At 61.9% G+C, this 22,437-nt stretch carries 19 protein-coding genes; 14 read left to right on the top strand and 5 right to left on the bottom strand.

The features are described from left to right. Nucleotides 1–247: 247 nt before the first annotated feature. The 9 genes from GGD57_RS11420 to repC all read left to right on the top strand — a co-directional run bounded on the left by GGD57_RS11420 (nt 248) and on the right by repC (nt 10,896). Nucleotides 248–1,546, top strand: a complete 1,299-nt coding sequence (locus GGD57_RS11420; protein WP_184469741.1) for an ABC transporter substrate-binding protein — start codon at nt 248–250, stop codon at nt 1,544–1,546. 270 nt (nt 1,547–1,816) lie between these two features. Next, nucleotides 1,817–2,746: a carbohydrate ABC transporter permease gene (locus GGD57_RS11415; RefSeq protein ID WP_184469739.1), complete on the top strand. Its 930-nt coding sequence runs from the start codon at nt 1,817–1,819 to the stop codon at nt 2,744–2,746. Further along, a complete protein-coding gene (locus GGD57_RS11410; protein WP_184469737.1) occupies nt 2,743–3,585 on the top strand; it encodes a carbohydrate ABC transporter permease in 843 nt (280 codons plus the stop codon). The genes GGD57_RS11415 and GGD57_RS11410 overlap by 4 nt, the downstream gene beginning before the upstream one ends. A 42-nt stretch (nt 3,586–3,627) precedes the next feature. After that, nucleotides 3,628–4,866 carry an ROK family transcriptional regulator gene (locus GGD57_RS11405; protein WP_184469735.1) on the top strand — a complete coding sequence of 413 codons (1,239 nt, stop codon included), beginning with the start codon at nt 3,628–3,630 and terminating at the stop codon, nt 4,864–4,866. 47 nt (nt 4,867–4,913) lie between these two features. Continuing rightward, nucleotides 4,914–5,768 (top strand): TIM barrel protein, encoded by an 855-nt coding sequence (locus tag GGD57_RS11400; RefSeq protein ID WP_184469733.1) that lies wholly within the window; start codon nt 4,914–4,916, stop codon nt 5,766–5,768. Nucleotides 5,769–5,790: 22 nt separating this feature from the next. Beyond that, nucleotides 5,791–6,852, top strand: coding sequence for an ABC transporter ATP-binding protein (locus GGD57_RS11395; protein WP_184469731.1), 1,062 nt, complete (start codon nt 5,791–5,793; stop codon nt 6,850–6,852). A gap of 238 nt (nt 6,853–7,090) precedes the next feature. Continuing rightward, entirely contained in the window at nt 7,091–8,299 is a 1,209-nt protein-coding gene (gene repA / locus GGD57_RS11390; RefSeq protein ID WP_184469729.1) for a plasmid partitioning protein RepA, read from the top strand. A gap of 69 nt (nt 8,300–8,368) precedes the next feature. After that, complete coding sequence (repB, locus tag GGD57_RS11385) at nt 8,369–9,343, top strand: plasmid partitioning protein RepB (protein ID WP_184469727.1); 975 nt, start codon at nt 8,369–8,371, stop codon at nt 9,341–9,343. 212 nt (nt 9,344–9,555) lie between these two features. Further along, a complete protein-coding gene (repC, locus tag GGD57_RS11380) occupies nt 9,556–10,896 on the top strand; it encodes a plasmid replication protein RepC (RefSeq protein ID WP_184469725.1) in 1,341 nt (446 codons plus the stop codon). Nucleotides 10,897–10,971: 75 nt separating this feature from the next. On the opposite strand, the gene GGD57_RS11375 is transcribed toward repC, so the two are convergent. Then, nucleotides 10,972–11,388 (bottom strand): PIN domain-containing protein, encoded by a 417-nt coding sequence (locus tag GGD57_RS11375; RefSeq protein WP_246713601.1) that lies wholly within the window; start codon nt 11,386–11,388, stop codon nt 10,972–10,974. Here GGD57_RS11375 and GGD57_RS11370 point away from each other — a divergent pair. Then, nucleotides 11,363–11,944, top strand: a complete 582-nt coding sequence (locus GGD57_RS11370) for an excisionase family DNA-binding protein (RefSeq protein WP_246713600.1) — start codon at nt 11,363–11,365, stop codon at nt 11,942–11,944. The two genes, GGD57_RS11375 and GGD57_RS11370, sit on opposite strands and share 26 nt — an antisense overlap. 60 nt (nt 11,945–12,004) lie before the next feature. Here GGD57_RS11370 and GGD57_RS11365 read toward each other — a convergent pair whose 3' ends face one another. The 3 genes from GGD57_RS11365 to GGD57_RS11355 all read right to left on the bottom strand — a co-directional run bounded on the left by GGD57_RS11365 (nt 12,005) and on the right by GGD57_RS11355 (nt 15,495). After that, nucleotides 12,005–13,810: a methyl-accepting chemotaxis protein gene (locus GGD57_RS11365; RefSeq protein WP_184469723.1), complete on the bottom strand. Its 1,806-nt coding sequence runs from the start codon at nt 13,808–13,810 to the stop codon at nt 12,005–12,007. Nucleotides 13,811–13,820: 10 nt separating this feature from the next. Further along, nucleotides 13,821–14,807, bottom strand: a complete 987-nt coding sequence (locus GGD57_RS11360) for a cytochrome-c peroxidase (RefSeq protein WP_184469721.1) — start codon at nt 14,805–14,807, stop codon at nt 13,821–13,823. A 205-nt stretch (nt 14,808–15,012) separates the two neighbouring features. Then, complete coding sequence (locus GGD57_RS11355; RefSeq protein WP_184469719.1) at nt 15,013–15,495, bottom strand: ProQ/FINO family protein; 483 nt, start codon at nt 15,493–15,495, stop codon at nt 15,013–15,015. A 233-nt stretch (nt 15,496–15,728) separates the two neighbouring features. Between GGD57_RS11355 and panC the strand changes: the two genes are divergently transcribed. From panC to GGD57_RS11340, 3 genes are all read left to right on the top strand, one after another. Next, nucleotides 15,729–16,661, top strand: a complete 933-nt coding sequence (panC, locus tag GGD57_RS11350) for a pantoate--beta-alanine ligase (protein ID WP_184469718.1) — start codon at nt 15,729–15,731, stop codon at nt 16,659–16,661. Then, nucleotides 16,658–17,479 (top strand): 3-methyl-2-oxobutanoate hydroxymethyltransferase, encoded by an 822-nt coding sequence (panB, locus tag GGD57_RS11345; RefSeq protein WP_184469717.1) that lies wholly within the window; start codon nt 16,658–16,660, stop codon nt 17,477–17,479. Before panC ends, panB begins: the two co-directional genes overlap by 4 nt. A 147-nt stretch (nt 17,480–17,626) precedes the next feature. Next, complete coding sequence (locus GGD57_RS11340) at nt 17,627–19,030, top strand: VWA domain-containing protein (protein WP_184469716.1); 1,404 nt, start codon at nt 17,627–17,629, stop codon at nt 19,028–19,030. Nucleotides 19,031–19,068: 38 nt separating this feature from the next. Here the strand turns inward: GGD57_RS11340 and GGD57_RS11335 are convergent, their stop codons facing one another. Next, nucleotides 19,069–19,983, bottom strand: a complete 915-nt coding sequence (locus tag GGD57_RS11335) for a hydrogen peroxide-inducible genes activator (protein WP_085740158.1) — start codon at nt 19,981–19,983, stop codon at nt 19,069–19,071. Nucleotides 19,984–20,126: 143 nt separating this feature from the next. Between GGD57_RS11335 and katG the strand changes: the two genes are divergently transcribed. Continuing rightward, nucleotides 20,127–22,313 (top strand): catalase/peroxidase HPI, encoded by a 2,187-nt coding sequence (gene katG / locus GGD57_RS11330; RefSeq protein ID WP_184469715.1) that lies wholly within the window; start codon nt 20,127–20,129, stop codon nt 22,311–22,313. The last annotated feature ends 124 nt before the right edge of the window (nt 22,314–22,437 follow it).

Here is a 22,437-nt window from a genome sequence, read left to right as displayed (position 1 = left end):
CAGGAAAATTGCGGGGTCGATGCGCCGCGCGTCCAGCCCGACGCCGCATCACTTTAATTTGGCGCAGGTCCCTTCCGAAAACCGGGACGCGCGCTAGCTGCTGTTGAATGTCGCCAGCATCTCAACCTCCCAAGCTGCTGCTTGACATCAAATCAAAGTAACTTAATCTAATTAATGCAGCACGGAAATGAGGAGAGGTCAACCGACCGCCTGGCTGTATTCGTTCAAAATGGGGAGGAGACCCATCATGAAGAGCGTGACCGTCAGCGCATTGGCGCTGAGCACTATGTTATTTTCCGCATCCGCCATTTTTGCCCAGGAACTTGCCACGAAAGACCGGATCGGTACCGCCGATGCGCCGAAGACCCTCATCGTTCGCCTGACGAACGACAGCCCGAACAATTCCGATCCAGCCATCGCCGAGGGCTATCAGAAGCTCTTCGTCGATTTCATCAAGAAGCACCCGGACTGGAAATTGCAGATGCAATTCATGTCCTCCGACATCGGCACCGAGCAGGCCAAGATGCTGGAGCAGGCCAAGGCCGGCAATGCGCCGGATTGCGCCGCGGTCGACTCTTTCGTGCTGTCGCAGTTCATGGTCAACCACGTGCTGGCTGACTTCACGCCCTATTTCTCCAAGGAAGAAGTGGACGATCTCTTCCCCTTCATCCGCAACGGCATCACTGACAAGGACAAGACGGTGCGCGCCTGGTGGTGGGATACCGACCTTCGCGTGCTCTATCGCAACAAGTCTGTCGTCGCGGATGCGCCTGCGACCTGGGACGATCTGAAGAAGGCCGCGCTCGCCTCCACCAAGGAAGGCATGGAAGGCGTGCTCTTCAACGGCGGACGCTGGGAAGGCACGACCTTCGACTGGCTCGCCAACTACTGGGCGCTCGGCGGCAAGCTCGTCGACGATTCGGGCAAGCCGGTCTTCGGCGAAGGCGAGAACAAGGAGAAATTCCTGAAGGCGCTGAACTACTTCAAGGATCTCGTCGATTCCGGCGCGGCCCCCAAGCGCGTCACCACCATCGCCAACTATGACGACATGAACGCGGCGGCGGCAGCCGCGACCACGGCGCTCTTCATCGGCGGCAACTGGCAATATGCGCAGCTGAAGTCGACGCTCGACGAGGGCGACTTCAAGAACTGGACCTTCTCGCCGATCCCCGGCCCGACCGCCGACCAGAAATCGACAGGAACCGGCGGCTGGACGATCGCCTCCTTCAGCAAGGACAAGGACAAGGTGGAGATGTGCGCCAACCTGGCGCGCGAGGTCTATATGGGACCGGCAAACGCGCTGCAGCAGCAATTGCCGACCCGCAAGTCGCTGTTCGACAAGTACGAGGTCTTCTCGACGGAAGCCAACAAGACCTTCGCCAAGGCTCTGGTCGACGGGCAGGCGCGCCCGGGCGTGCCGATCTATCCTGAGATCTCAAACCAGATCCAGATCATGATGGGCGACGTGCTTTCGGGAACGAAGAAACCCGAAGAAGCCCTGGATGCCGCATTCAGCGCGGCGATGGAGGCTTACAAGCGTCTGTGAGGTCATGGCTGAGTTAGGGATCGCGGCCTGCCCCTCATCCGGCTGCCGCCACCTTCTCCCCGTGAACGGGGCGAAGGGACAAGCCGCGATCTCTCCGTCCCTCGCCAACGCCTCGCAGGGCACGTCCCCTCTCCCTTAAAACGGGGGTCCGCAGGACGGGGCGAGACGAGTGGCTCGACCCCGGTCGGTTAGGGTGAGGGGCAGCTTCAGACCGCGACAGCGCCTGTCAGCAGGCGCCGTCGACAGTGCCAAACCCGGACAGAGAAGCCAATGAGCCCTATTGCCATCGAGGCTGACAGCCCGCCTCAAAGCAGAACGTTCATGCGCCGGTTCGCCGGTGCGCCGCTGCCCTGGATCATGCCCGTGATCATCGTCATCGGCATATTCTACCTCTATCCCGTCATCGATGTTTTCCGGCTGTCCTTCACCAATGCGACGCTGATCGGCGACACCCAGGATTATACGCTGGGCTCGATTGCCAATGCGCTGAGCTCGCCGCAGCTGCCCGACATTCTCTGGGCGACGCTGATCTTCGTCGGCGGCAGCGTCATCGGCCAGCAGATCCTTGGTCTTGCGGTCGCCGTCACCGTCATTCGCGGCGAAAAGCGCGGGCTGTTCGGCACCACGATCCTGAGGACGACGGCGCTCGTCGCCTGGGTCGTGCCGGGTATAGCCGGCGGCATCATCTGGCAGATGCTGTTTTCCGAAGCGCCTTACGGCGCGCTGAACAGCATCTTGAGGCTCATGCACATGCCGACCGTTGCCTGGCTTTCCGACCCGGCGATGGCGCCCTGGTCGACGCTGATCTCCAACATCTGGCGCGGCACGGCCTTTTCGATGGTCGTCATGTATGCGGCGCTGAAATCGATCGATCCCTCGCTCTATGAAGCAGCTGAGGTCGATGGCGCCACGGCATCGCAGCAGTTCTTCTTCGTCACGCTGCCGCAACTGCGCGCCGCCATCCTCGTCAATATGATCCTGATCACCATCCAGACGGTGAACACCTTCGATGCGATCATCACACTGACGGGCGGCGGACCGGGGCGCGCGACAGAGGTCATCTCGCTCTACGTCTTCAATATCGTTTTCCGAAATTACGATCTCTCCGGCGGCAGCGTGCTCTCCGTGCTCATGCTGATCATCAGCCTCGGGCTCGCCGTCGTCTACGCATCGTTCCTGCCCAAGGAGGAAGAGCAATGAGCGGACGCACCGGAAGCCGGCTCGGCGATGCCTTCAGCTATCTCTTCATGCTGGTGATGTTCGTCTTCTTCGCCGGTCCCCTCACCTATCTCCTGTCGATGGCGCTGCGTGACAAGCGCGAAGTCTATCGCGGCGCGGCGCGCTATATTCCCGACAATCCTACCATCCAGAATTTCATCACCGTGCTCAACAACAGCTACTTTCCGATCTATCTCTGGAACGGTCTCAAGCTTGCCGCTCTGAGCGGGATCGGCGTGCTGATCGTTGCTCTGCCTGCGGCTTACGCCTTTTCCCGCTTCCAGTTCCGCGGCAAGGGCCTGTCGATGATGGGGCTCCTGCTTTTCCAGATGATCTCGCCGCTCGTCATCATGGTGCCGCTCTACCGCTACATGAACAAGCTCGGCCTGCTGGACACGCATTTCGCCGTCGTCATGGTCTATATCGCGCTCGGCGTCCCGCTCGCGACCTGGCTGCTGAAGAGCACGGTCGACGGCATTCCGCGCAGCCTCGACGAAGCCGCGATGATCGACGGCTGCAACCGGTTTTCGGTCTTCTGGCGCATCATCCTGCCCTTGTCGGCGCCGGGCATCGCCTCCGTCTTCATCATCACGGTGATTGCCGGCTGGTCGCAATTCCTCGTACCTTTCCTGCTGCTCACCAAAAATGACCTGATGCCGATCGGCGTTGGAATCTTTAACTTCCGCGGCATGCAGACCGACTCGTCCATCCAGTTGCTTGCCGCCGCCTGCCTGATCTCGGTCGTTCCGGCGATCGTGGCCTTCCTGTCGCTGCAGAGGCTGATCCTCGGCGCGATGACCAGCGGCGCGGTGAAGGGATGAGGATCGGTTTCAATCTCCATGCGCGATGAAGGACTAGACTCCATGAATCAGATGCTCGGCGCCAGGCTCTCCCCGGATCTGACCGGCGCCAATGTCGAAGATGCAGGCGAGCACAACAGGGCGGTGGTGCTGCGCTGCATCCATCGCCAGGCGCCGATTTCACGCGCCGAAATTGCCCGGCAGACGGGTTTTACCAAACCGGCGATCGCGCGCATCGTCGACCGGCTGCTGGACGAGGGGCTGATCATGGAAGCCCGCCGGCGGCATGGGCTGAGAGGCCAGCCAGCGATCGAACTCGAGATCAATCCGGATGCCTGTTTCGCCATCGGGATCAATATCGATCGCGACCACCTGACGATCCTGGCGGTCGACGCCGTCGGCAACGTCCGCGCCCGCGTGCATCACGAAAAGCGCTTCATCCTGCCGGCGGAATTCCTGCAGCTGACATCAGATGCGATCTCGCATTTCCAGCGCAGCCGGCTGATCGACGACGCGCGGCTCGCCGGCATCGGCTTGGCCATGCCGGATTGGCTTGGGGAGATTTCGCTGCTCGGCAAGCCCGTGGCCTATCAGGAATGGACTGAATTCGATGTGCGCGCGGCGCTGGAAAACCTGACGCAGCATCCTGTCTTCATCGAAAACGAAGCCAATGCCGCAGCCCTTGCCGAACTCGATTATGGACTGGGTGCCGAAAGCAGCAGCTTCTTCTATATCGCCGTCAATGCCTGCCCGGGCGGCGGCCTCGTGCTCGACGGCAACGGCCATCGCGGCGCCATGGGCCTCAGCGGCGAGATCGGCTGGCTTCCGATTGCCGATGACCGGGACGAAAAAGCCCATAAGGTTCAGCTTCTCGGTGAGATATTCTCGCTGTTTTCCCTCTATGATTTCCTGGCGCGAAACGGCGTCGCGGTCAGCGTTCCCCACGATCTTCTGACGCTCGATGCGCATGGCCGGCGTCTGGTTTCGCAGTGGCTGAAGGAAATGAGCGCGCATCTGGCCGTCGCCGTCAAACATATCGGCATGATCGTCGACCCCGACGCCGTGCTCGTCGGCGGCAGGCTGCCGATCCGCGTCGTCGACGAATTGCTGCGTTATGTGCATGAACATCTCGACGCCGACGACGCCAATCTTCCGTCGCTTCATCGCGCCTCGATCGGCGAGGATGCCTCGGCCATGGGCGCCGCGGCGATGCCGATGGCAGCCGCCCTCATGCTCGCATCCGCCGATGCTGCACAACGCACACGCTCGCCCCTCAAGAATATGGACCGCCTGAACAGCTGAAACGGCCGGCAAGGCCCCGGGGATTTTGGTGAAGATCGGAGGATTTGGTGAGGATCGGCTTTTATACCTCGACATTCAACGACCGCCCGCTGGAGGAAGTGGTGGACTTCGCCGCCTCGTCGGGTTTCGACGCCATCGAAATCGATGTCGGCGGCCATATCAAGAGACCCGACCATGTGGAGGCCGCTGTCGAACTTGCCCGCAGCCGCGACCTCTTCGTGTCTTCAATCACCTATTTCGGCAACCAGCTCGATGCCGACCGCGGCAAGCGTCGGGAGCTTCGGGCGAGGACATCAGAATTTGCGAGCGCAATCGGCGAGGCCGGCGTTCCGATCTTCGTGATCTTCCCGGGCCGGGACGACGCGGCCAGCGAGGAGGCCAATTATGACGACTTCGCCGACTTCGTGAAGGAACTGATCGCGAAGACGCAGTCCTTCGGCCTCACCTTCGCCATCGAGAACTGGCCGGGGCCGAAAGACAATTTCATCGGGACGACGCCAAGGGGATGGCAGGAGCTCTTTCGCAGGATCGAAGATCGCCGTTTCGGTCTGGAATTCGATCCCTCGCATCTCATCCGCATCGGCGTCGATCCCTATCGGGCGATGGAGGCGGTAAAAGATCGCATTGCCATCCTGCACGCCAAGGATACGGCGATCGACAGGGAGAGCCTGCAGGCCGTCGGCTATCACGGCAAGGGCTGGTGGCAATATAAGCTGCCGGGGCTAGGCCTGCTCGACTGGCCGCGCTTCCTGCGACAGGCCCGCGGCTATGATTTTGATGGCACGCTGTCGATCGAGCACGAGGATGCCGCTTACGGCTGGCCGGGCAAGGATCTCTCCGCGCGGAAGGAGGGCGAGCGTCTCGGCCTCGATTATCTCAAAAATGTCTTGAACGGACTTTGACGGCGAATTCGGGAGGAATTTCATGGCCCATGTTTCGGTCAGCAATGCGCGCAAGGATTACGGCGCGTTCAAAGCCATCAAAGGCGTGTCCGTCGATATCGATGACGGCGAGTTCGTGGTCCTGGTCGGCCCCTCCGGCTGCGGGAAATCAACGCTTCTCAGGATGATCGCCGGCCTGGAGGGCATCACCTCGGGGAAGATCCAGATCGGCAGACATATCGTCAATGAACTGGCGCCGAAGGATCGCGACATCGCCATGGTGTTCCAGAACTACGCGCTCTATCCGCACATGACGGTGGCCAAGAACATGGGCTTCTCGCTGCGGATGAAGCGCATGCCGAGATCGGAGATCGACCAGCGGGTCGGCAACGCCGCCAAGATCCTCGGCCTCGAAGCTCTGCTGGAGAGGTATCCGAAGCAATTGTCGGGCGGCCAGCGGCAGCGCGTCGCCATGGGCCGAGCGATCGTGCGCGATCCGGCCGTCTTCCTGTTCGACGAACCGCTGTCGAACCTCGACGCCAAGCTCCGGGTGCAGATGCGCTCGGAGATCAAGGAACTGCACCAGCGGCTGCAGACGACGACGATCTACGTCACCCACGACCAGATCGAGGCCATGACCATGGCCGACAAGATCGTCGTCATGAGGGACGGGCTGATCGAGCAGTCGGGCTCGCCGCTGGAGCTCTACGATCGGCCGAACAATCTGTTCGTCGCCGGCTTCATCGGCTCGCCGGCGATGAATTTCATCCGGGGCAGCATGACGGACGGCGGGTTTAAAACCGCCGACGGCCTGCTGCTGCCGAGCGAGCGCCGTCCGAGTGGTGCCGTGACCTACGGCATTCGCCCCGAACATATAAGACTCGATCCCGACGGCATCGAGGTGACGACCGTCGTCGTGGAGCCCACGGGCTCGGAGACGCTCGTCATCGTCCGGCTGGGCACCCAGACGCTCACCTGCGTCTTCCGGGAGCGCATCAGAGCCGCCCCCGGCGAGGTCCTGAAGATTGCGCCGGTCCACGATACCGTCCACCTGTTCGGCGAAGACGAACAGCGGATCACATCAGGCGAAGTGGCGCTGAACTGATCCGGCCGATTGCCCCCTCCCCTTTTGGCCGGTACCGGCCGGGGGCGCGTTTTCCGCGCCCCCGGCCACGACAGCTTCGACCTCCCCCGTCATTCAGCTCTTCCAAGTGCTTGAACGAGCATTGAAAAGGTTAATTTGCGTTAACCTTAAAATTCTTGGCCGGCATCGGAGAATCGCGGATAATAACGGTTAGAGGGGCTTTTGGTCCCGAAAATCGTTATCCGGAAGATTGCTGCCAATGAACGCTAATTTGACGGCCTTGAACAAGGCGACGTTGCATTTCGAGGATCAGATCCTCGAGCAGGGCGACGTGATTTCAAAGAAGCTCCACCTGCTCAGCGTCCAGCGCTTTCCGCCCAATGCGAAGAAGACGCTGCGCAGCTTCTCCCTGGCGGAAGTCGCGACTTATGTCGGCGCCTCGCAAAGCACGCTGAAGAAACTGCATCTCGAAGGCAAAGGACCCTGCCCGCAGACCTCGCCTTCCGGCCGCCGCTCCTACAGTGCCGAGCAGATGCTGGAGCTGCGCCGCTATCTCGATGCGCATGGCCGCTCCGAGAGCCGCATGTATGTGCCCCACCGCCGCGGCCACGAGAAGCTGCAGGTGATCGCCGTCGTCAATTTCAAGGGCGGCTCGGGAAAGACGACGACGGCTGCCCATCTTGCCCAGCATCTTGCTCTGACCGGCCACCGCGTACTTGCCGTCGATCTCGATCCGCAGGCCTCGCTGTCATCCCTGCACGGCTTCCAGCCGGAGTTCGACCAGGCCTCGTCGCTCTATGAAGCGATCCGCTACGACGGCGAGAAGAAGCCGCTCTCCGAGATCATCCACAAGACGAATTTTCCCGGCCTCGATATCGTGCCGGCCAATCTCGACCTGCAGGAATATGAATACGACACGCCGCTCGCCATGGCCGACAAATCGAGCAATGACGGCAAGACCTTCTTCACCCGCATTTCGCGGGCGCTCGCCGAGGTCGACGATCGCTACGATGTCGTCGTCATCGATTGCCCGCCGCAGCTCGGCTATCTCACGCTGACGGCGCTGACGGCGGCGACGAGCGTCTTGATCACCATCCATCCGCAGATGCTCGACGTCATGTCGATGGGCCAGTTCCTGCTCATGCTCGGCGGCATCCTGAAGCCGATCCGCGCCGCCGGCGCCGAAGTGAACCTCTCCTGGTATCGCTATCTCATCACCCGCTACGAGCCGACCGACGTGCCGCAGGCGCAGATGGTCGGCTTCATGTCGACGATGTTCCACGAATTCATGCTGAAGAACCAGATGGTCAAATCGACGGCGATCTCGGATGCCGGCATCACCAAGCAGACGCTCTACGAGGTCGAACGAGCCTCGCTGAACCGGGGAACCTATGATCGCGCGCTGGAGGCGATGGACGCCGTCAACGCTGAGATCGCAGCGCTTATTCATCAGGCATGGGGGCGGTGAATTTGTCGGCTGACAAATTCACGCTTTCCTTAAGCCGAATCAATTGATTGACCGACATCGGAGGAAGCGATGGCACGAAAGAATCTTCTGGAAGGGCTGGCCGAAATGCCCGACGAGAACGCCGGCGCGCCGAATTATCCGATGCGCGGGGCAGGCCGCTCGCTCGTCCGCTCGCTGGATGAACTCGCCAAGCAGGCCGAGAAATTCCTTGAGGGCGAAGCGGTGGTCGATCTCGATCCCGATGTCGTCGAGGCGTCCTTCATCAAGGACCGCCTGACGGAGGATGACGGGGAATTCCGCGCGCTGGTGGAAGCGATCCGTGCGCGCGGCCAGGACACGCCCATTCTGGTGCGCCCCCACGCCAGGATCGACGGCCGCTATCAGGTCGTCTTCGGCCATCGGCGGCTTCGCGCCGCCCGCGAGCTCGGCCGCAATGTCCGCGCCGTCGTCAAGGCAATCGACGACCGCACACATGTGATCGCCCAGGGCCAGGAGAATTCGGCCCGCGCCGACCTCACTTTCATCGAGCGGGCGCTCTTTGCCCGTCGGCTGGAGGAACTCGGCTACGACAGGGAGGTCGTCTCGACGGCGCTCGCCGCTAATGCGGCGTCGATCTCGAAGATGCTGTCGGTCATGGACCGCATCTCGCCGGAGGTCGTCCAGGCGATCGGCCCTGCACCCGGCATCGGCCGCGAGCGTTGGGTGGAACTGTCGCTGCTCGCCGGCAAGGCATCCAATGCAGCTGGCATCGCCAAGATCATCGAAGAGGACAGCTTTCCGCGGCTGGCTTCCGACAAACGTTTCGAAACGCTCTACATGGCGCTGAACAAAAGCGCCCGGCCGGTCAGGAAAACCATCGCCGCCAGGAAGGTGAAATGGCAGCCGCTTGATAAGGCGGTCCAGGCGGAAATGAAGAATGACGGCAAAGCGTTCTCGCTCTCGATGAAGGCGAAAAATGCCGGCCGCTTCGGAGAATTTCTCTCCGGCAGGCTGGATGCGCTCTATGAGCAATTCCTCGCCGAGGAGGGCAGACAAGGAGACTGAAACCGCAAAAGAAAAAGGCCCCCAAACGAACGAGTCGTGGAAGCCCTTCTCACATCCTTAAGCAAGACAGAGAATCGCATTTTCACGAATCCCAGTCAAGAGTCCTGCAGCGACACCCGTGTCTTTTCAGGCGCGTAAAAGAGGCTGCAGCACTTTTATCCTCGCATCGTTTCGGTGAGCGGATTTCTTTTGCCTGATGAGAGGTGAAGGAAATGGAGAGTGAATCTGTAACGACGCCCTTCGGGCGGCGGCCGATGTCGCTTGCCTTGCTGCTGAAACAGCGGCGCGGCGAAGCGATCGCGGCCGGAACGACGCGCAGCAAATGGAAGCTGTTCCGATCGGTCTGCGAAGCCCGAGCGGGCCTCGATGTCACCGACCGGGCGCTCACCGTGCTCGATGCTTTGCTGAGTTTTCATCCCGAGGACGAACTCTCCAGCGAAAAGGGGCTGGTGGTCTTTCCCTCGAACGCGCAGCTTTCGCTCCGAGCCCGCGGCATGGCACCGGCGACGCTGCGCAGGCATCTGGCGGTCCTCGTAGAGGCCGGCCTCATCTCCCGCAAGGACAGTCCGAACGGCAAACGCTATGTGCGCCGAGGCAGGGAAGGCGTGATCGACGAAGCTTACGGCTTCAGCCTGGCGCCGCTTCTGGCGCGGGCAGGCGAGATCGAGGCGATGGCGGCGCGAATTGCCGCCGACCGGCAGTTGCTGCGCGGCATGAAGGAGCGGTTGACCATCTGCCGGCGTGACATCGCCAAGCTCATATCCGCAGCGATCGAGGAAGCGGTTCCCGGCGACTGGGGGCGGCTCTCTTCGATGTTTCATGCGCTGTTGCAGCGCATCCCAAGGGCGGCAACGCCGGAAAACCTCCCGCCGATCCTCGAAGAACTCGAGACGATCCGCCTCGACATCATCAACACCTTGGAATCACATGAGAAAATTCAAATTGCGAGCACCAGTGAATCCCAGATTGAGCGTCACATACAGAATTCGAATCCCGAATCCACATCTGAATCTGAACCCGGCTTGAAAACCGGACGGGAGGCGGACCGGCATCACGAGCCGAGAGCAGGACGGGACAGCCGTGAGCCCGGAATGGGCGGGGAGGGACCTTTGGCCATTGCCCGGACGAATGCGGCGAGATTGAAATCCTTCCCGCTCGGCATGGTTCTCCAGGCCTGCCCTGATATCGTCGACTACGGGCCGGGCGGGGCGATCGCCAGTTGGCGGGATCTGATGATGGCGGCCGTCGTCGTCCGCTCGATGCTGGGCGTCAGCCCCTCGGCCTATGAGCAAGCAGCCTCGGTGATGGGGCAGGAAAACGCCGCCACCGTCATGGCCTGCATTCTGCAGAGGGGAGGGAGCATCACCTCCGCCGGGGGTTATCTCAGGGACCTCACGCGACGCGCCGAACACGGCGAATTCGCGCTCGGCCCGATGCTGATGGCGCTGCTGCGCGCGAAGGACCGCTTTAAAGTTCTGCTGGAAAAAGGCTGCCAGCGGGTCAACGTCGGGAAAGAGCCTGGAGCGCCTCCGCGGCAAAACGAGGTGAGGTGAGTGCGAGTCTTTCGATGAGCTCGCTTACGGTCAACGTTGGTCGTCGATAGGCGGCGGCTTGTATCGTCAGCGCCCTCAGCACCTTCGTCTCGTTTCTCGCAAGGGTTTCGGTGAGGAATTCATCAGGGTCAAGGCAACGATGCCGTCGGGAAGATTACCGAAATCGCGGATGTTTGAGGTCACGATAATCATAGCTTCTGCGGCAACCGCCGCGGCGACGACATGTCGATCCTTCGGATCATTTCGCATGGCCGGCTCGATCTCTTCCCAGCCTTCCGCATTCGCTTCAGGAAATGCCTCTTCCATAACACTTCGCAACGCTTCTGCTCTGGACGCCTCCATGCCGTAATCGCTGACCAGGTTACGGGTCATTTCATCCAGAATGCGTGCGGACCAGCGAGCTCCAAAACAACCTTCCGACGCCACGCGCAGCAGAGTATCCCGCAGCAGCATGGGAAATAGAACATTGGCATCAAGAACGGCGACGGACATAGGCACCCACGCGAAATTTCCGAATCCGGTTGCGTTTATAGCGTTTGCGCATCATATTATCTTCATGGCCATATCGCATCGCACATCGCAGGATAAAAATCCTACCCGAACCTCGAATGCCGTTCCAGCACCGGAGAGATCGGCTGCTACCCGCATCGCATCGCTTTTTCTAGAGGCGACGTCCAGCAACCGGCATGTGAGCGTTCAGGTCGCCGACGGCGAGCGCCTGGAAGTGCCCCATGCATTAGCTGAGATCATGCATCAGGCGGCTGAGCTTCTCGCGGAGGGGCGCTCTGTGGCGGTGCTGCCCGAGGAAGAGATGCTGTCAACGCAGGCTGCGGCGGACATTCTCAATGTTTCGAGGCAGTACCTGGTTCGATTGGTCGACGCGGGGGAACTCCCGGCGGAATTGGTTGGCAGTCATCGCCGCTTGAGAGCAACGGATGTTGCGGCATTCAAGGCAGCCAGAGACGCCAAGCGGAGCTTGGCGCTGGATCGGTTGGCATCTCTGAGTGAGGACGTCGACGGCTATCAGCTCGGAAACAAGCCCCGCTGACAGGCCCTGAACGACGTCTATCCCAAGGTTCGAGAGTGGCTTCCACCACCAATCCTTCGCTCAGGCCGCGTCGCGAAAGTTTCGTACGCCGGGCTCGGCCCTGCCTAGCTCGAACTGGGTGACCAGTTCGCGCAGGCGCTCGGCCTCGCCGGCGAGCGTGACGCTGGCGGCGGTTGTTTCCTCAACCATCGCGGCGTTCTGCTGGGTCACCTGGTCGAGCTGGTGCATGGCCGAATTGACTTCCGACAGGCTGGTCGCCTGTTCGCGCGCCGAGGCCGCCAGCGCGTCCATACGCTGGTTGATATCGACGATGAAGCGGCCGATGTCGCCGAGGGCGGCCCCCGTCTGGTTGACCAGCTCGACGCCGCCGGCGACCTTGGTGGATGCCCGCCCGATCAGTTCCTTGATCTCCTTGGCAGCCTGGGCCGAGCGCTGTGCAAGTTCGCGCACTTCCTGGGCGACGACGGCAAAACCCTTGCCGGCCTCGCCGGCGCGCGCTGCCTCGACGCCGGCATTCAGCGCCAGCAGGTTGGTCTGGAAGGCGATCTGGTCGATGACGGCGATGATATTGTTGATCTGCCTGGAGGATTCCTCAATCTGGCCCATGGCCTCGACCGTCTGGGCCACCACCTTGCCGGAGGCGAGCGCGCTGCGATTGGCGTCGTCGGCGACACCGCGGGCCTCTTCGGCAATCTCGAAGGCTTCGGTGACCTTGGCGGTGACGGCGTTCAGCGCCGCAGCGGTCTGTTCAAGCGTCGCCGCCTGCCGCTCGGTGCGGCCGGAGAGTTCGTTGGAGCCGTTGCTGATTTCCCGGGTGCCGGAATTGATGATCGACACGCTTTCGGAAACGGAAAGCAGCGTACCGCCGAGCTGCTCGACGGAGGCGTTGAAATCCTGCCTCAGCGGTTCGAACTCCGGCGCGAACCGGTCGGAGAGCTTGAAGGCGAGATCGCCCTCGGCGAGCCGCTTCAGCCCGGCCGCCAGCCCCGACGTGGCGACCGTCAGTCGCTCGGCCGCGCTGCGTTCCGCCTGCTCCTGATCGACCAGCCGGTTTGCTTCCGCCAGCCGCCGGTTTTCCTCGGCTTCGCCTTCGAGCCGGATGCGGGCAATCGCGTTCTGGCGGAAGACTTCCACCGAGCCTGCCATCAGGCCGATCTCGTCGCGGCGGCCGGCATAGGGGATCGCCTTGTCAGTCTCTCCGTTCGCAAGCTCCTGCATCGATTGGGTGATGCGCTGGATCGGGCGCGACACATGCCGGGCGATGGCGATCAGAATGCCGAGGCCGATAATGGCAGCGAGGCCCGCCAAGGCCAGCTCGATTTCAATCTTCGTCTCCAGCGCGCTGCCGGCGTCGGCCACACTCTCTGTGGAAATCTTATCGACGATGGCGTTGACCGCCGCAATTCCGGTCAGGATCGCCTGCTGTGAGCGCGCCAGCTTCTCGGCTGTCGGCACTTCATCGGCCGGCTGCAGGCCGAGGCTGACCCTCACGTCCTTTTCCCAGACATCATGCGCCTGGCGTAGCGACCGTACGCCCTCGGTCAGTGACATCGCGAGATCGATGCCGCCGAGCTCGTCGAGCGATTGCGTCAGCGCGCCGTTGCTCTCGTCGAACTCGGTCTTGATCTCGGCCGCCGACACGAAATTCGTCATCGACAGCACCCGGTCGACGACCGATGTCGCCTGCCTGAACTGCTGTTCGATATGAGCGGAGGCGAGCTTGGCGTTCACCGCCTCCTGCACCACCGCGGCGACCCGGGTCTGGCCAGTGACCGCCTGGTAACCGATCAGGAATGCGCTGCCGAAGCCGACGACGATCGTCGCCACCATGGGCACGAGAATCTGCATGCGTATGGAAAGTGTCATCGCCTGCACCTCAGTTCGGCAGCGTCGGAAGGGGGATGTCCTGCTTCTCGGCGGTCAGGGTTCCGAGAAAGGCGATCAGATCCTTGCTCTCCTCATCCGTCAGCAGGAAAGGCGACATGGCAGGATCGAGCGACGGACGGCTGACGCCGCCGCCCTCATAATGGACGATCACCTCGTCCATGCTCTTCAGGCTGCCGTCATGCATATAGGGGCCACGGTAAAGCGTGTTGCGCAGGCCGGGCGTCTTGAAAGCATATTTATTGTTCGGGCTGCTCGCATCGATCTTGTAGCGGCCGATATCGTCACCCGGCAGGCCGATGTCATGGAATTTGTTGTCGGTGAAGTTCCAACCCGTATGGCAGGCGGAACAGCCGGCCGTGCCGGTAAACAGCTCGAAGCCGCGCTTGGCGCTGTCCGAAACCGCCTTCTCGTCACCATCCACCCAGCGGTCGAAGGGCGACCAGTTGGAAACCACCGTCCGCTCATAGGTGGCAATCGCCGTCAGCAGCGTCTCCTTGGTGATGCCCTTGTCCGGGAAGACCTCGCCGAACCACTTTTTGTAGTCGGGTATGTCCTGCATTTCGGTGACGGCGGTATCGAGCTTGCCGTTCATTTCGGCCGAAGCCGTGATCGGACCTGCCGCCTGCTCCTCCAGGTTCGGCGCACGGCCATCCCAGAAGAAGGGCGATATCCAGGCGACGTTCAGAACCGTCGGCGCCTGGCGCCCGAGTGCGGTATTGGCCGCGCCGATCGGCGTCTTGACAGGCGTCTCGAAACCGAAGGACGGGTTATGACAGCTGGCGCAGGTCATGTTCTTGTTGCCGGAAAGCCGGGGATCGAAGAACAGCATCTTGCCGAGCGTCGCCAACTGAGGGGAATAGGCCGTCACCCCCTCGAAAGGCACGGTCAGCGGCCGTTTGTAGGCGGAAAGATCGGCGGCCGCGCCGGGCTGGACTGCGGCCAATGCGAATAGGGAAGCAGCAATCAGGAAACGCATCGTTCTAGCAAGTCCGGAGGAAGTTTCTGGCTGATGCTAAATTTAGCGCAATTGCATTAATGCTATGTAAAGCAAAATATACTTGAGGGCAGCGTGAAAGTTTTGCTGGCTGCGGTTGCAGTGAAGATATTAGTCGCCGCGAAATACAATGGCAGGTTACTATTCCGATCGACGTCGCGGACGATGGAAGGGCGACGCGCTTATCTCACCCCACTCTGGCCGACGAACTCTTCCTATTAAGGAGCGCGGCGCGAATCTGTTCGTTCTTGCTCAGAAGGGGAGGGGGAGGCGGGACTGGCTGCTCGGGCGCCTCGGCCCTGCCGGCATTCTGCTTGAGGCTGAGGAAGCGTTTTTGCGCGACCAGCCGATCTTCTGACGACAGCGGTTCCACCGGTTCGCCGTCAAGGCCGTAGCGCATGGAATCGGGCTGGGCGCTGGCGAAATAATAGCGCCGGCAATGAACATAGGCAGCCGTGGCGCGCCGCAGCGTCGTCACGCCCGCGTCGGGCTTCAGCAGCGGACGCATCTCGTTGAAGAGGCCGACGGCAAAGGGGAGGACAGGATCTCCCGGCTTGGCGGGAAGCACGCCGATCGGCCGGATCAACAGCGTGTTGATCGCGTTTGCCTTCTCCACGTCGAGCTCGGCTGCCGCGATCGGGCCGCGGCTGATCTTCCAGGGTTTGTCCATGCATTCTCCATAGCGACCGACTGTGATGGTATCTTGACGGACAGGGCCAATAGCGGCGCAGTTCGCACATTGCCGGCCCCGCCGCAAGCCGCCATTTCCGCGCAGATATAGGCAGGCCCCATCGGCCTTGCCATCCATCTAATCGTTTTTATCGTCGAATATGCATTGACCTCCAGCATCGATTACACTTCATATCCGCGCCCAAGGTGAGTAACCGGCCACGGGGAGGATATATGCGGGTTTTCTCGAGCATTGACGAGCTGCGCCACACGCTCGATGCGCTGAAGCGCCAGGGGCGTACCGTCGGCCTGGTGCCGACGATGGGTTATCTCCATGCCGGACATATGGAGCTCGTAACGCGCGCCCGGGCCGAGAACGACCTCGTCGTCGTGTCGATTTTCGTCAATCCGCTGCAGTTCGGCCCGGCCGAAGACCTGAGCAAATATCCGCGCGATCTCGAACGCGATGCAGCCATGCTCAAGCAGGCCGGCGTCAATTTCCTGTTCGCCCCCGGCGTCGAAGACATGTATCCGCGCCCGATGCAGACCGTGGTCGATGTTCCCGATCTCGGCCGCGAACTCGAAGGCGCGGTCAGGCCCGGGCATTTTGCCGGCGTTGCCACCGTCGTCTCCAAGCTGTTCAACATCGTGCAGCCGCAGATCGCCTATTTCGGGGAGAAGGACTACCAGCAGGTGGTCATCATCAAGCGCATGGTGGAGGATCTCGCCATACCAGTGCGGGTAATATCGGTGCCGACCGTCCGGGATGCCGATGGCCTGGCATTGTCGTCGCGCAATGTCTATCTCAGCCCCGAGGAGCGGCGTGCCGCAGCAATCGTCCCGCAGACCCTCGACGAGGCCGAGCGCCTGGTTGCCGACGGCCTGACGGACGCCAAGGAATTGGAAGCGAAGCTCACGACCTTTCTCGGTCGCGAGCCGCTGGCAAAGCCCGAGGTCGTCGCCGTCAGGGATGCTTCGACGCTTGAGCCGGTCGGCTCGATCGAAGAGCCTGTCGTCGTGGCGCTTTTCGTGCGCTTCGGCTCGACGCGGCTTCTCGACAACCGGGTCGTCCGCAACAACCGGATTGCCGGGATTATCGGCGGGAGGGGCCAGCCGGAAAAGGGCCGACCTGGACAGGGCCAGCCGGGAAAGGGAGGGACGAAATGAGCGCCACCGGATTGCAGAAGCGCCTGACGCCGACCCGCATCTCAGCGATGAAGGGCGGCAAACCGATCGTCTGCCTGACCGCCTATACGACGCCGATGGCGCGCCTGCTCGATGAGCATTGCGATCTCCTGCTGGTCGGGGATTCGCTCGGCATGGTGCTCTACGGCATGGAGACCACCATCGGCGTCACGCTCGACATGATGATCGCCCATGGCAAGGCGGTGATGCGCGGCGTCGCCAAAGCCTGCGTCGTCGTCGACATGCCGTTCGGCAGCTATCAGGAATCGAAGGAGATCGCTTTCCGCAATGCCGTGCGCATCCTGCAGGAAACCGGCTGCGACGCCGTCAAGCTGGAAGGCGGCGAGGAGATGGCCGAGACCATCGCCTTTCTGACGAAGCGGGGCATCCCGGTCATGGGGCACATCGGCCTGATGCCACAGCAGGTCCAAACCGCGGGCGGCTATCGCTCCGTCGGCCATTCCGAACACGAGACATCGAAGATCCGGCGTGACGCGCATGCGATCGGCGGCTCGGGCGCCTTTGCCGTCGTCATCGAAGGCACGGTTGAACCGCTCGCCCGGGAGGTGACTTCGGCCATCCACATACCCAGCATCGGTATCGGCGCGTCTTCCGCCTGCGACGGCCAGGTTCTGGTTTCCGACGATATCCTCGGGCTCTTCAACGATTTCACCCCGCGTTTCGTCAAGCGCTACGACGAACTTGGCAAGAGGATCGCCGCGGCCGCCTCCGCCTATGCCGACGAGGTGCGATCGCGAAAGTTTCCGGCTGCGGAGCATACGTTCAAGCGGCGCTCCTGAGGCCGTCGCAATCCTTATCCAAAAATAGAGCCGACTATACGATTCGCGTCGGAAAATTCGCCCCGCCGTGCGCGGGCGGCTGCGCATTTTCCTGTCGTTAAGGTTGCCGCCATAGCGCTGCCTCGAAACCAATTTCGAGCCGATGCCATGACACGCCGTTTATCTTTGCTTTCCCGCCTGATCGACAATCGGGACGGAGCCGTCGCAATCATCGTTATTCTGGTCGCCGTACCTCTGCTTCTCGCGGTCGGCGCCTCCATCGATTTCATCAGGGCTTACAACAACCGGGTAGATTTGCAGTCGGCCGCCGATTCTGCGGTGCTCGCGGCCGCAGCGAAATATAAGCACGGGATGCCGGAGGCGAGCATTTCCGGCACGGTAAACGCCTTCCTCTCGGCGAATGGGACCCTCAAGACCGCCGTGATCGGCAAACCCGAAGTATCGAGCGATGAAGCGGAGCTGTGCCTCGACGTGGGCGACGCCGTCCCCACGACCTTCATGCAGGTGGCCAATATCCAGTCCGTGCCGATCAGCGTCAGATCCTGTGCAGCCTTGCCGGGGGTGAAGCAATTGGAGATCGCGCTGGTTCTCGACGTGTCCAGTTCGATGATCGAGGAGAACCGCTTTGCCCCGATGCAAACCGCGGTTGCCGGCTTTCTGCAGGCCTTTTCGTCCAACGCGTCGCTGGTCGACAAAACCAAAATCTCGATCGTGCCGTTTTCGAGCCGCGTCAATATCGGCATGGCGAATACGGCCTGGCTCAAGTCATATAGTGGAGCCGCCGCGGTCCCTAAGCGCTGGACCGATCCGAAATCCGTTTATACGTCCTCCAGCTACAAGCTCGGTTATTGGATCGATGGCATCACGCCCGTCATGTCTACCTCGAAGAATTATTACTGGATGGGCTGCATCGAGCCGCGCGCCGATGTCGAGGTCAAGGACACCGGCGCGATCGGCGCGTACGGCATGAGCGATGCGCCACCGGCCACATCTGCCTTCGTCGCCATGGACTCCAATCCCAAATCGGGAACGAGCTTCTGTCCGCCGCCGGTCACGCCGCTCACCGGTGACTTCGCCTATCTGAAAAATGCCGTGAAGAGCCTGACATCAGAAGGCTCCACCCGGCTGGACGCCGGCGTGGTCGCGGGATGGTACACATTGTCACCGAAATGGCAGGGCGTCTGGGGCGACAAGTCCTCGCCTGCCCCCGCTTCCGATTCCGTACAGAAAGTCATGGTGTTCATGACCGATGGGGAAATGAACACGAAATACGACCCGAACGACAAGTTCGACTGGATCTGTTCTCAAAACCAATCGTCGGCCTGCAACCAGGTCGCCACCTCCGCGATGCAGGCCGCTTGTAGCGCGATGAAGAAAAGCGGCATCGAAATCTATACGCTTTCCTATAGCGCCGATGCCGACGTGGTGAACATCCGCAACTGCGCCACCAACACCGCCCATTTCTTCACCGCCTCGCCTGCCACCATCAAGACAGTCTACGAGACGATCGCGGCGGCCATCCGTGGGGATACTTTGCGGCTGACGCAGTAGTTGTTTGCCCATCAGGCCAACCTGAGAACCATCCTCAATCACCCACCCGCATGCTGCTCCCGCATCGTCTCGGCCGAGCGGCGCACCGCCTCGGCGACCTCCTGCAACTGCTTGGCCATCGGCGTCGAATTGCGCCAGACCATGCCGATCGTTCGCGACGGCTGCGGGGAGGGGAAGCGGGAGATCGAGACTTGGGCCGAGCGCGTTTCGACGGGAACGGCCATTTCCGGGATCAGTGTCACGCCGATGCCGGCGCCGACCATCTGGACGAGGGTGGAGAGCGAGCTGCCTTCCATGATTTCCCGCGGACGGGCGGGCCCGACCTTGCAGAAGGACAGTGCCTGGTCGCGGAAGCAGTGGCCCTCTTCGAGCAGCAGCAGCCGCATTTCACGCAGCGCCTCGCGCTCGGGCACCGGCTTGTCTCCATCCTCCTGCCGCCGGACCAGCACGAATTCTTCCCGGAAAAGCTCGAGTTCGGTGAGAGATGGTTCCGATACCGGCAGCGCGACGATCGCCATGTCGAGCTGGCCCTGCGCCAGTTCATGAACCAGCTTGCCCGTCTGCGTCTCGCGCACCTCGATCTGAATCCCGGCGAAGCTTTTGTTGAGATCGTTTATAATAGCCGGCAGCAGATAGGGCGCGATGGTCGGGATGATGCCGATACGCAGCCGCGTGAGGAAACTGTCGCGCGAGGCGCGGGCAAATTCGCCCAGTTCGTCGACGGCCCGCAGGATGTCGCGGACCCTGAGTGCAAAGGTCTGGCCGAAGGGGGTAAGCTTCACCTCGCGCGCACTGCGCTCGAAGAGCTCGCTGCCCAATTCCTGCTCGAGTTCTTTGATCTGCATGGAGAGCGCCGGCTGGGAGATGGCGCAGGCATCGGCGGCGCGGCGAAAACGGCCGTCTCTTGCCAGGGCTTCAAAATAACGTAGCTGTTTCAGGGTAAGATTCTTCATAAGTTCAGCTTATCGCAGCAATCAGTAAATCCAACTTAAAATTATTGAACGCTTCCGATATGAAGACTGCAGGGAGAGAGTAGGGCGCCGGCTCGGCTCATCTTTTTGAACGGCAGACAGATCAAGCAATGAAGGAGACGATCATGGACAATCCCACTGACAGCGCAGGCAAATGTCCTGTTGCCCATCACAAGGCTCCGACCGCCCGGGCGAACCGCGACTGGTGGCCTCATCAGTTGAACGTGCAGATTCTTCATCACAATGCCGGCCGCGCCGATCCGCTCGGCCAGGAGTTCGACTATGCCGAAGAGTTCAAGAAGCTCGATCTCGACGCGCTGAAGCAGGATCTTCATGCGCTGATGACCGACTCGCAGGATTGGTGGCCGGCCGACTTCGGCCATTACGGCGGCCTGTTCATCCGCATGGCCTGGCACAGCGCCGGCACATACCGCATCACCGACGGCCGCGGCGGCGCCGGCCAGGGTCAGCAGCGTTTCGCGCCGCTGAACAGCTGGCCTGACAATGCCAATCTCGACAAGGCCCGCCGCCTGCTGTGGCCGATCAAGCAGAAATACGGCAACAGCATCTCCTGGGCCGACCTCATGATCCTCACCGGCAACGTCGCGCTTGAATCCATGGGCTTCAAGACCTTCGGTTTCGCCGGCGGCCGCGCCGACGTCTGGGAGCCGGAAGAACTTTACTGGGGTCCCGAAGGCACCTGGCTCGGCGACGAGCGCTACAGCGGCGAACGCCAGCTCGCCGAGCCGCTCGGCGCCGTGCAGATGGGCCTCATCTACGTCAACCCGGAAGGCCCGAACGGCAATTCCGATCCGCTGTCTTCGGCCCGCGACATCCGCGAAACCTTCGCCCGCATGGCGATGAACGACGAAGAGACTGTGGCGCTGATCGCCGGCGGCCACACCTTCGGCAAGACGCACGGCGCCGGCGATCCGTCCCTGATCGGCGCCGAGCCGGAAGGCGGCGCGATCGAGGACCAGGGCCTCGGCTGGAAGAGTTCCTTCGGCACCGGCGTCGGCAAGGATGCCATCACCGCCGGCCTCGAAGTCACCTGGTCGCAGACGCCGACCAAGTGGAGCAACTACTTCTTCGAAAACCTCTTCGCCTTCGAATGGGAGCTGACGACGAGCCCGGCCGGCGCCAAGCAGTGGCAGGCCAAGAACGCCGAAGCCTCCATTCCGGATGCCTTCGACGCCGGCAAGAAGCATCTGCCGACCATGCTGACGAGCGACCTGGCGCTGCGTTTCGATCCGATCTACGAGAAGATCTCGCGCCGTTTCCTCGAAAATCCCGCTGAGTTCGCCGACGCCTTCGCCCGCGCCTGGTTCAAGCTGACCCACCGCGACATGGGCCCGAAGGTGCGCTACCTCGGACCCGAGGTTCCCGCCGAAGACCTGATCTGGCAGGACGTGATCCCGGCCGTCGACCATCCCCTCGTCGACGACAAGGACATCGCCGATCTCAAGGCGAAGGTGCTGGCAACCGGCCTTTCCGTGCAGGAACTGGTCTCGACCGCCTGGGCGTCGGCCTCGACCTTCCGCGGCTCCGACAAGCGCGGCGGCGCCAATGGCGCGCGCATCCGTCTCGCCCCGCAGAAGGATTGGGACGCCAACCAGCCGGCCCAACTCGCCAAGGTGCTTAGCGTTCTCGAAGGCATCCAGAAGGACTTCAACGCCGCCCAGACCGGGGGCAAGAAGATCTCGCTCGCCGACCTGATCGTGCTTGCCGGCGCTGCCGGCGTCGAAAAGGCCGCGGCATCGGGCGGCAACGCCGTCAGCGTGCCCTTCACGCCGGGCCGTGCGGACGCTTCCGCAGCTCAGACGGACGCACATTCCTTCGCAGCACTCGAGCCGCGTATCGACGGCTTCCGCAACTATGTGAACGGCAAGCGCCATCAGTTCATGAAGCCGGAAGAAGCACTCGTCGACCGCGCCCAGCTGCTGACGCTGACCGGGCCGGAAATGACCGTTCTCGTCGGCGGCCTGCGCGTACTGGAGGCCGGACAGCCGGAACATGGCGTCTTCACCTCGCGTCCCGGGACGCTGACGAACGACTTCTTCGTCAACCTGCTCGACATGGCAACGCAGTGGGTTCCGGCGGCCGGCAAGGACGGCGTCTATGAAGGCCGCGACCGCAAGACGGGTGCTGCCAAATGGACCGGCACCCGCGTCGACCTGATCTTCGGCTCGCACTCACAGCTGCGCGCCTTCGCCGAAGTCTACGGCCAGGCCGACGCCAAGCAGAAGTTCGTCAAGGACTTCGTCGCCGCCTGGAACAAGGTCATGAACGCCGACCGCTTCGACCTCGTCTGATAAAATCGCATTTTGCCCGGGCGCCGTTTCGGCTGCGCCCGGGCTTTTTATTCCAATGCCGAGCGGCTACGACCGCAGGAGCTTCCGATCCTCGACGCGCCTGATGGTTGAAGAGCGGGCATTA

This window comes from Rhizobium esperanzae, from assembly GCF_014197615.1.
GTDB classification, from domain to species: Bacteria; Pseudomonadota; Alphaproteobacteria; order Rhizobiales; family Rhizobiaceae; genus Rhizobium; species Rhizobium esperanzae_A.
Note: the sequence above shows the minus strand (reverse complement) of the source record. Positions and strands in the feature narration are given on the sequence as shown.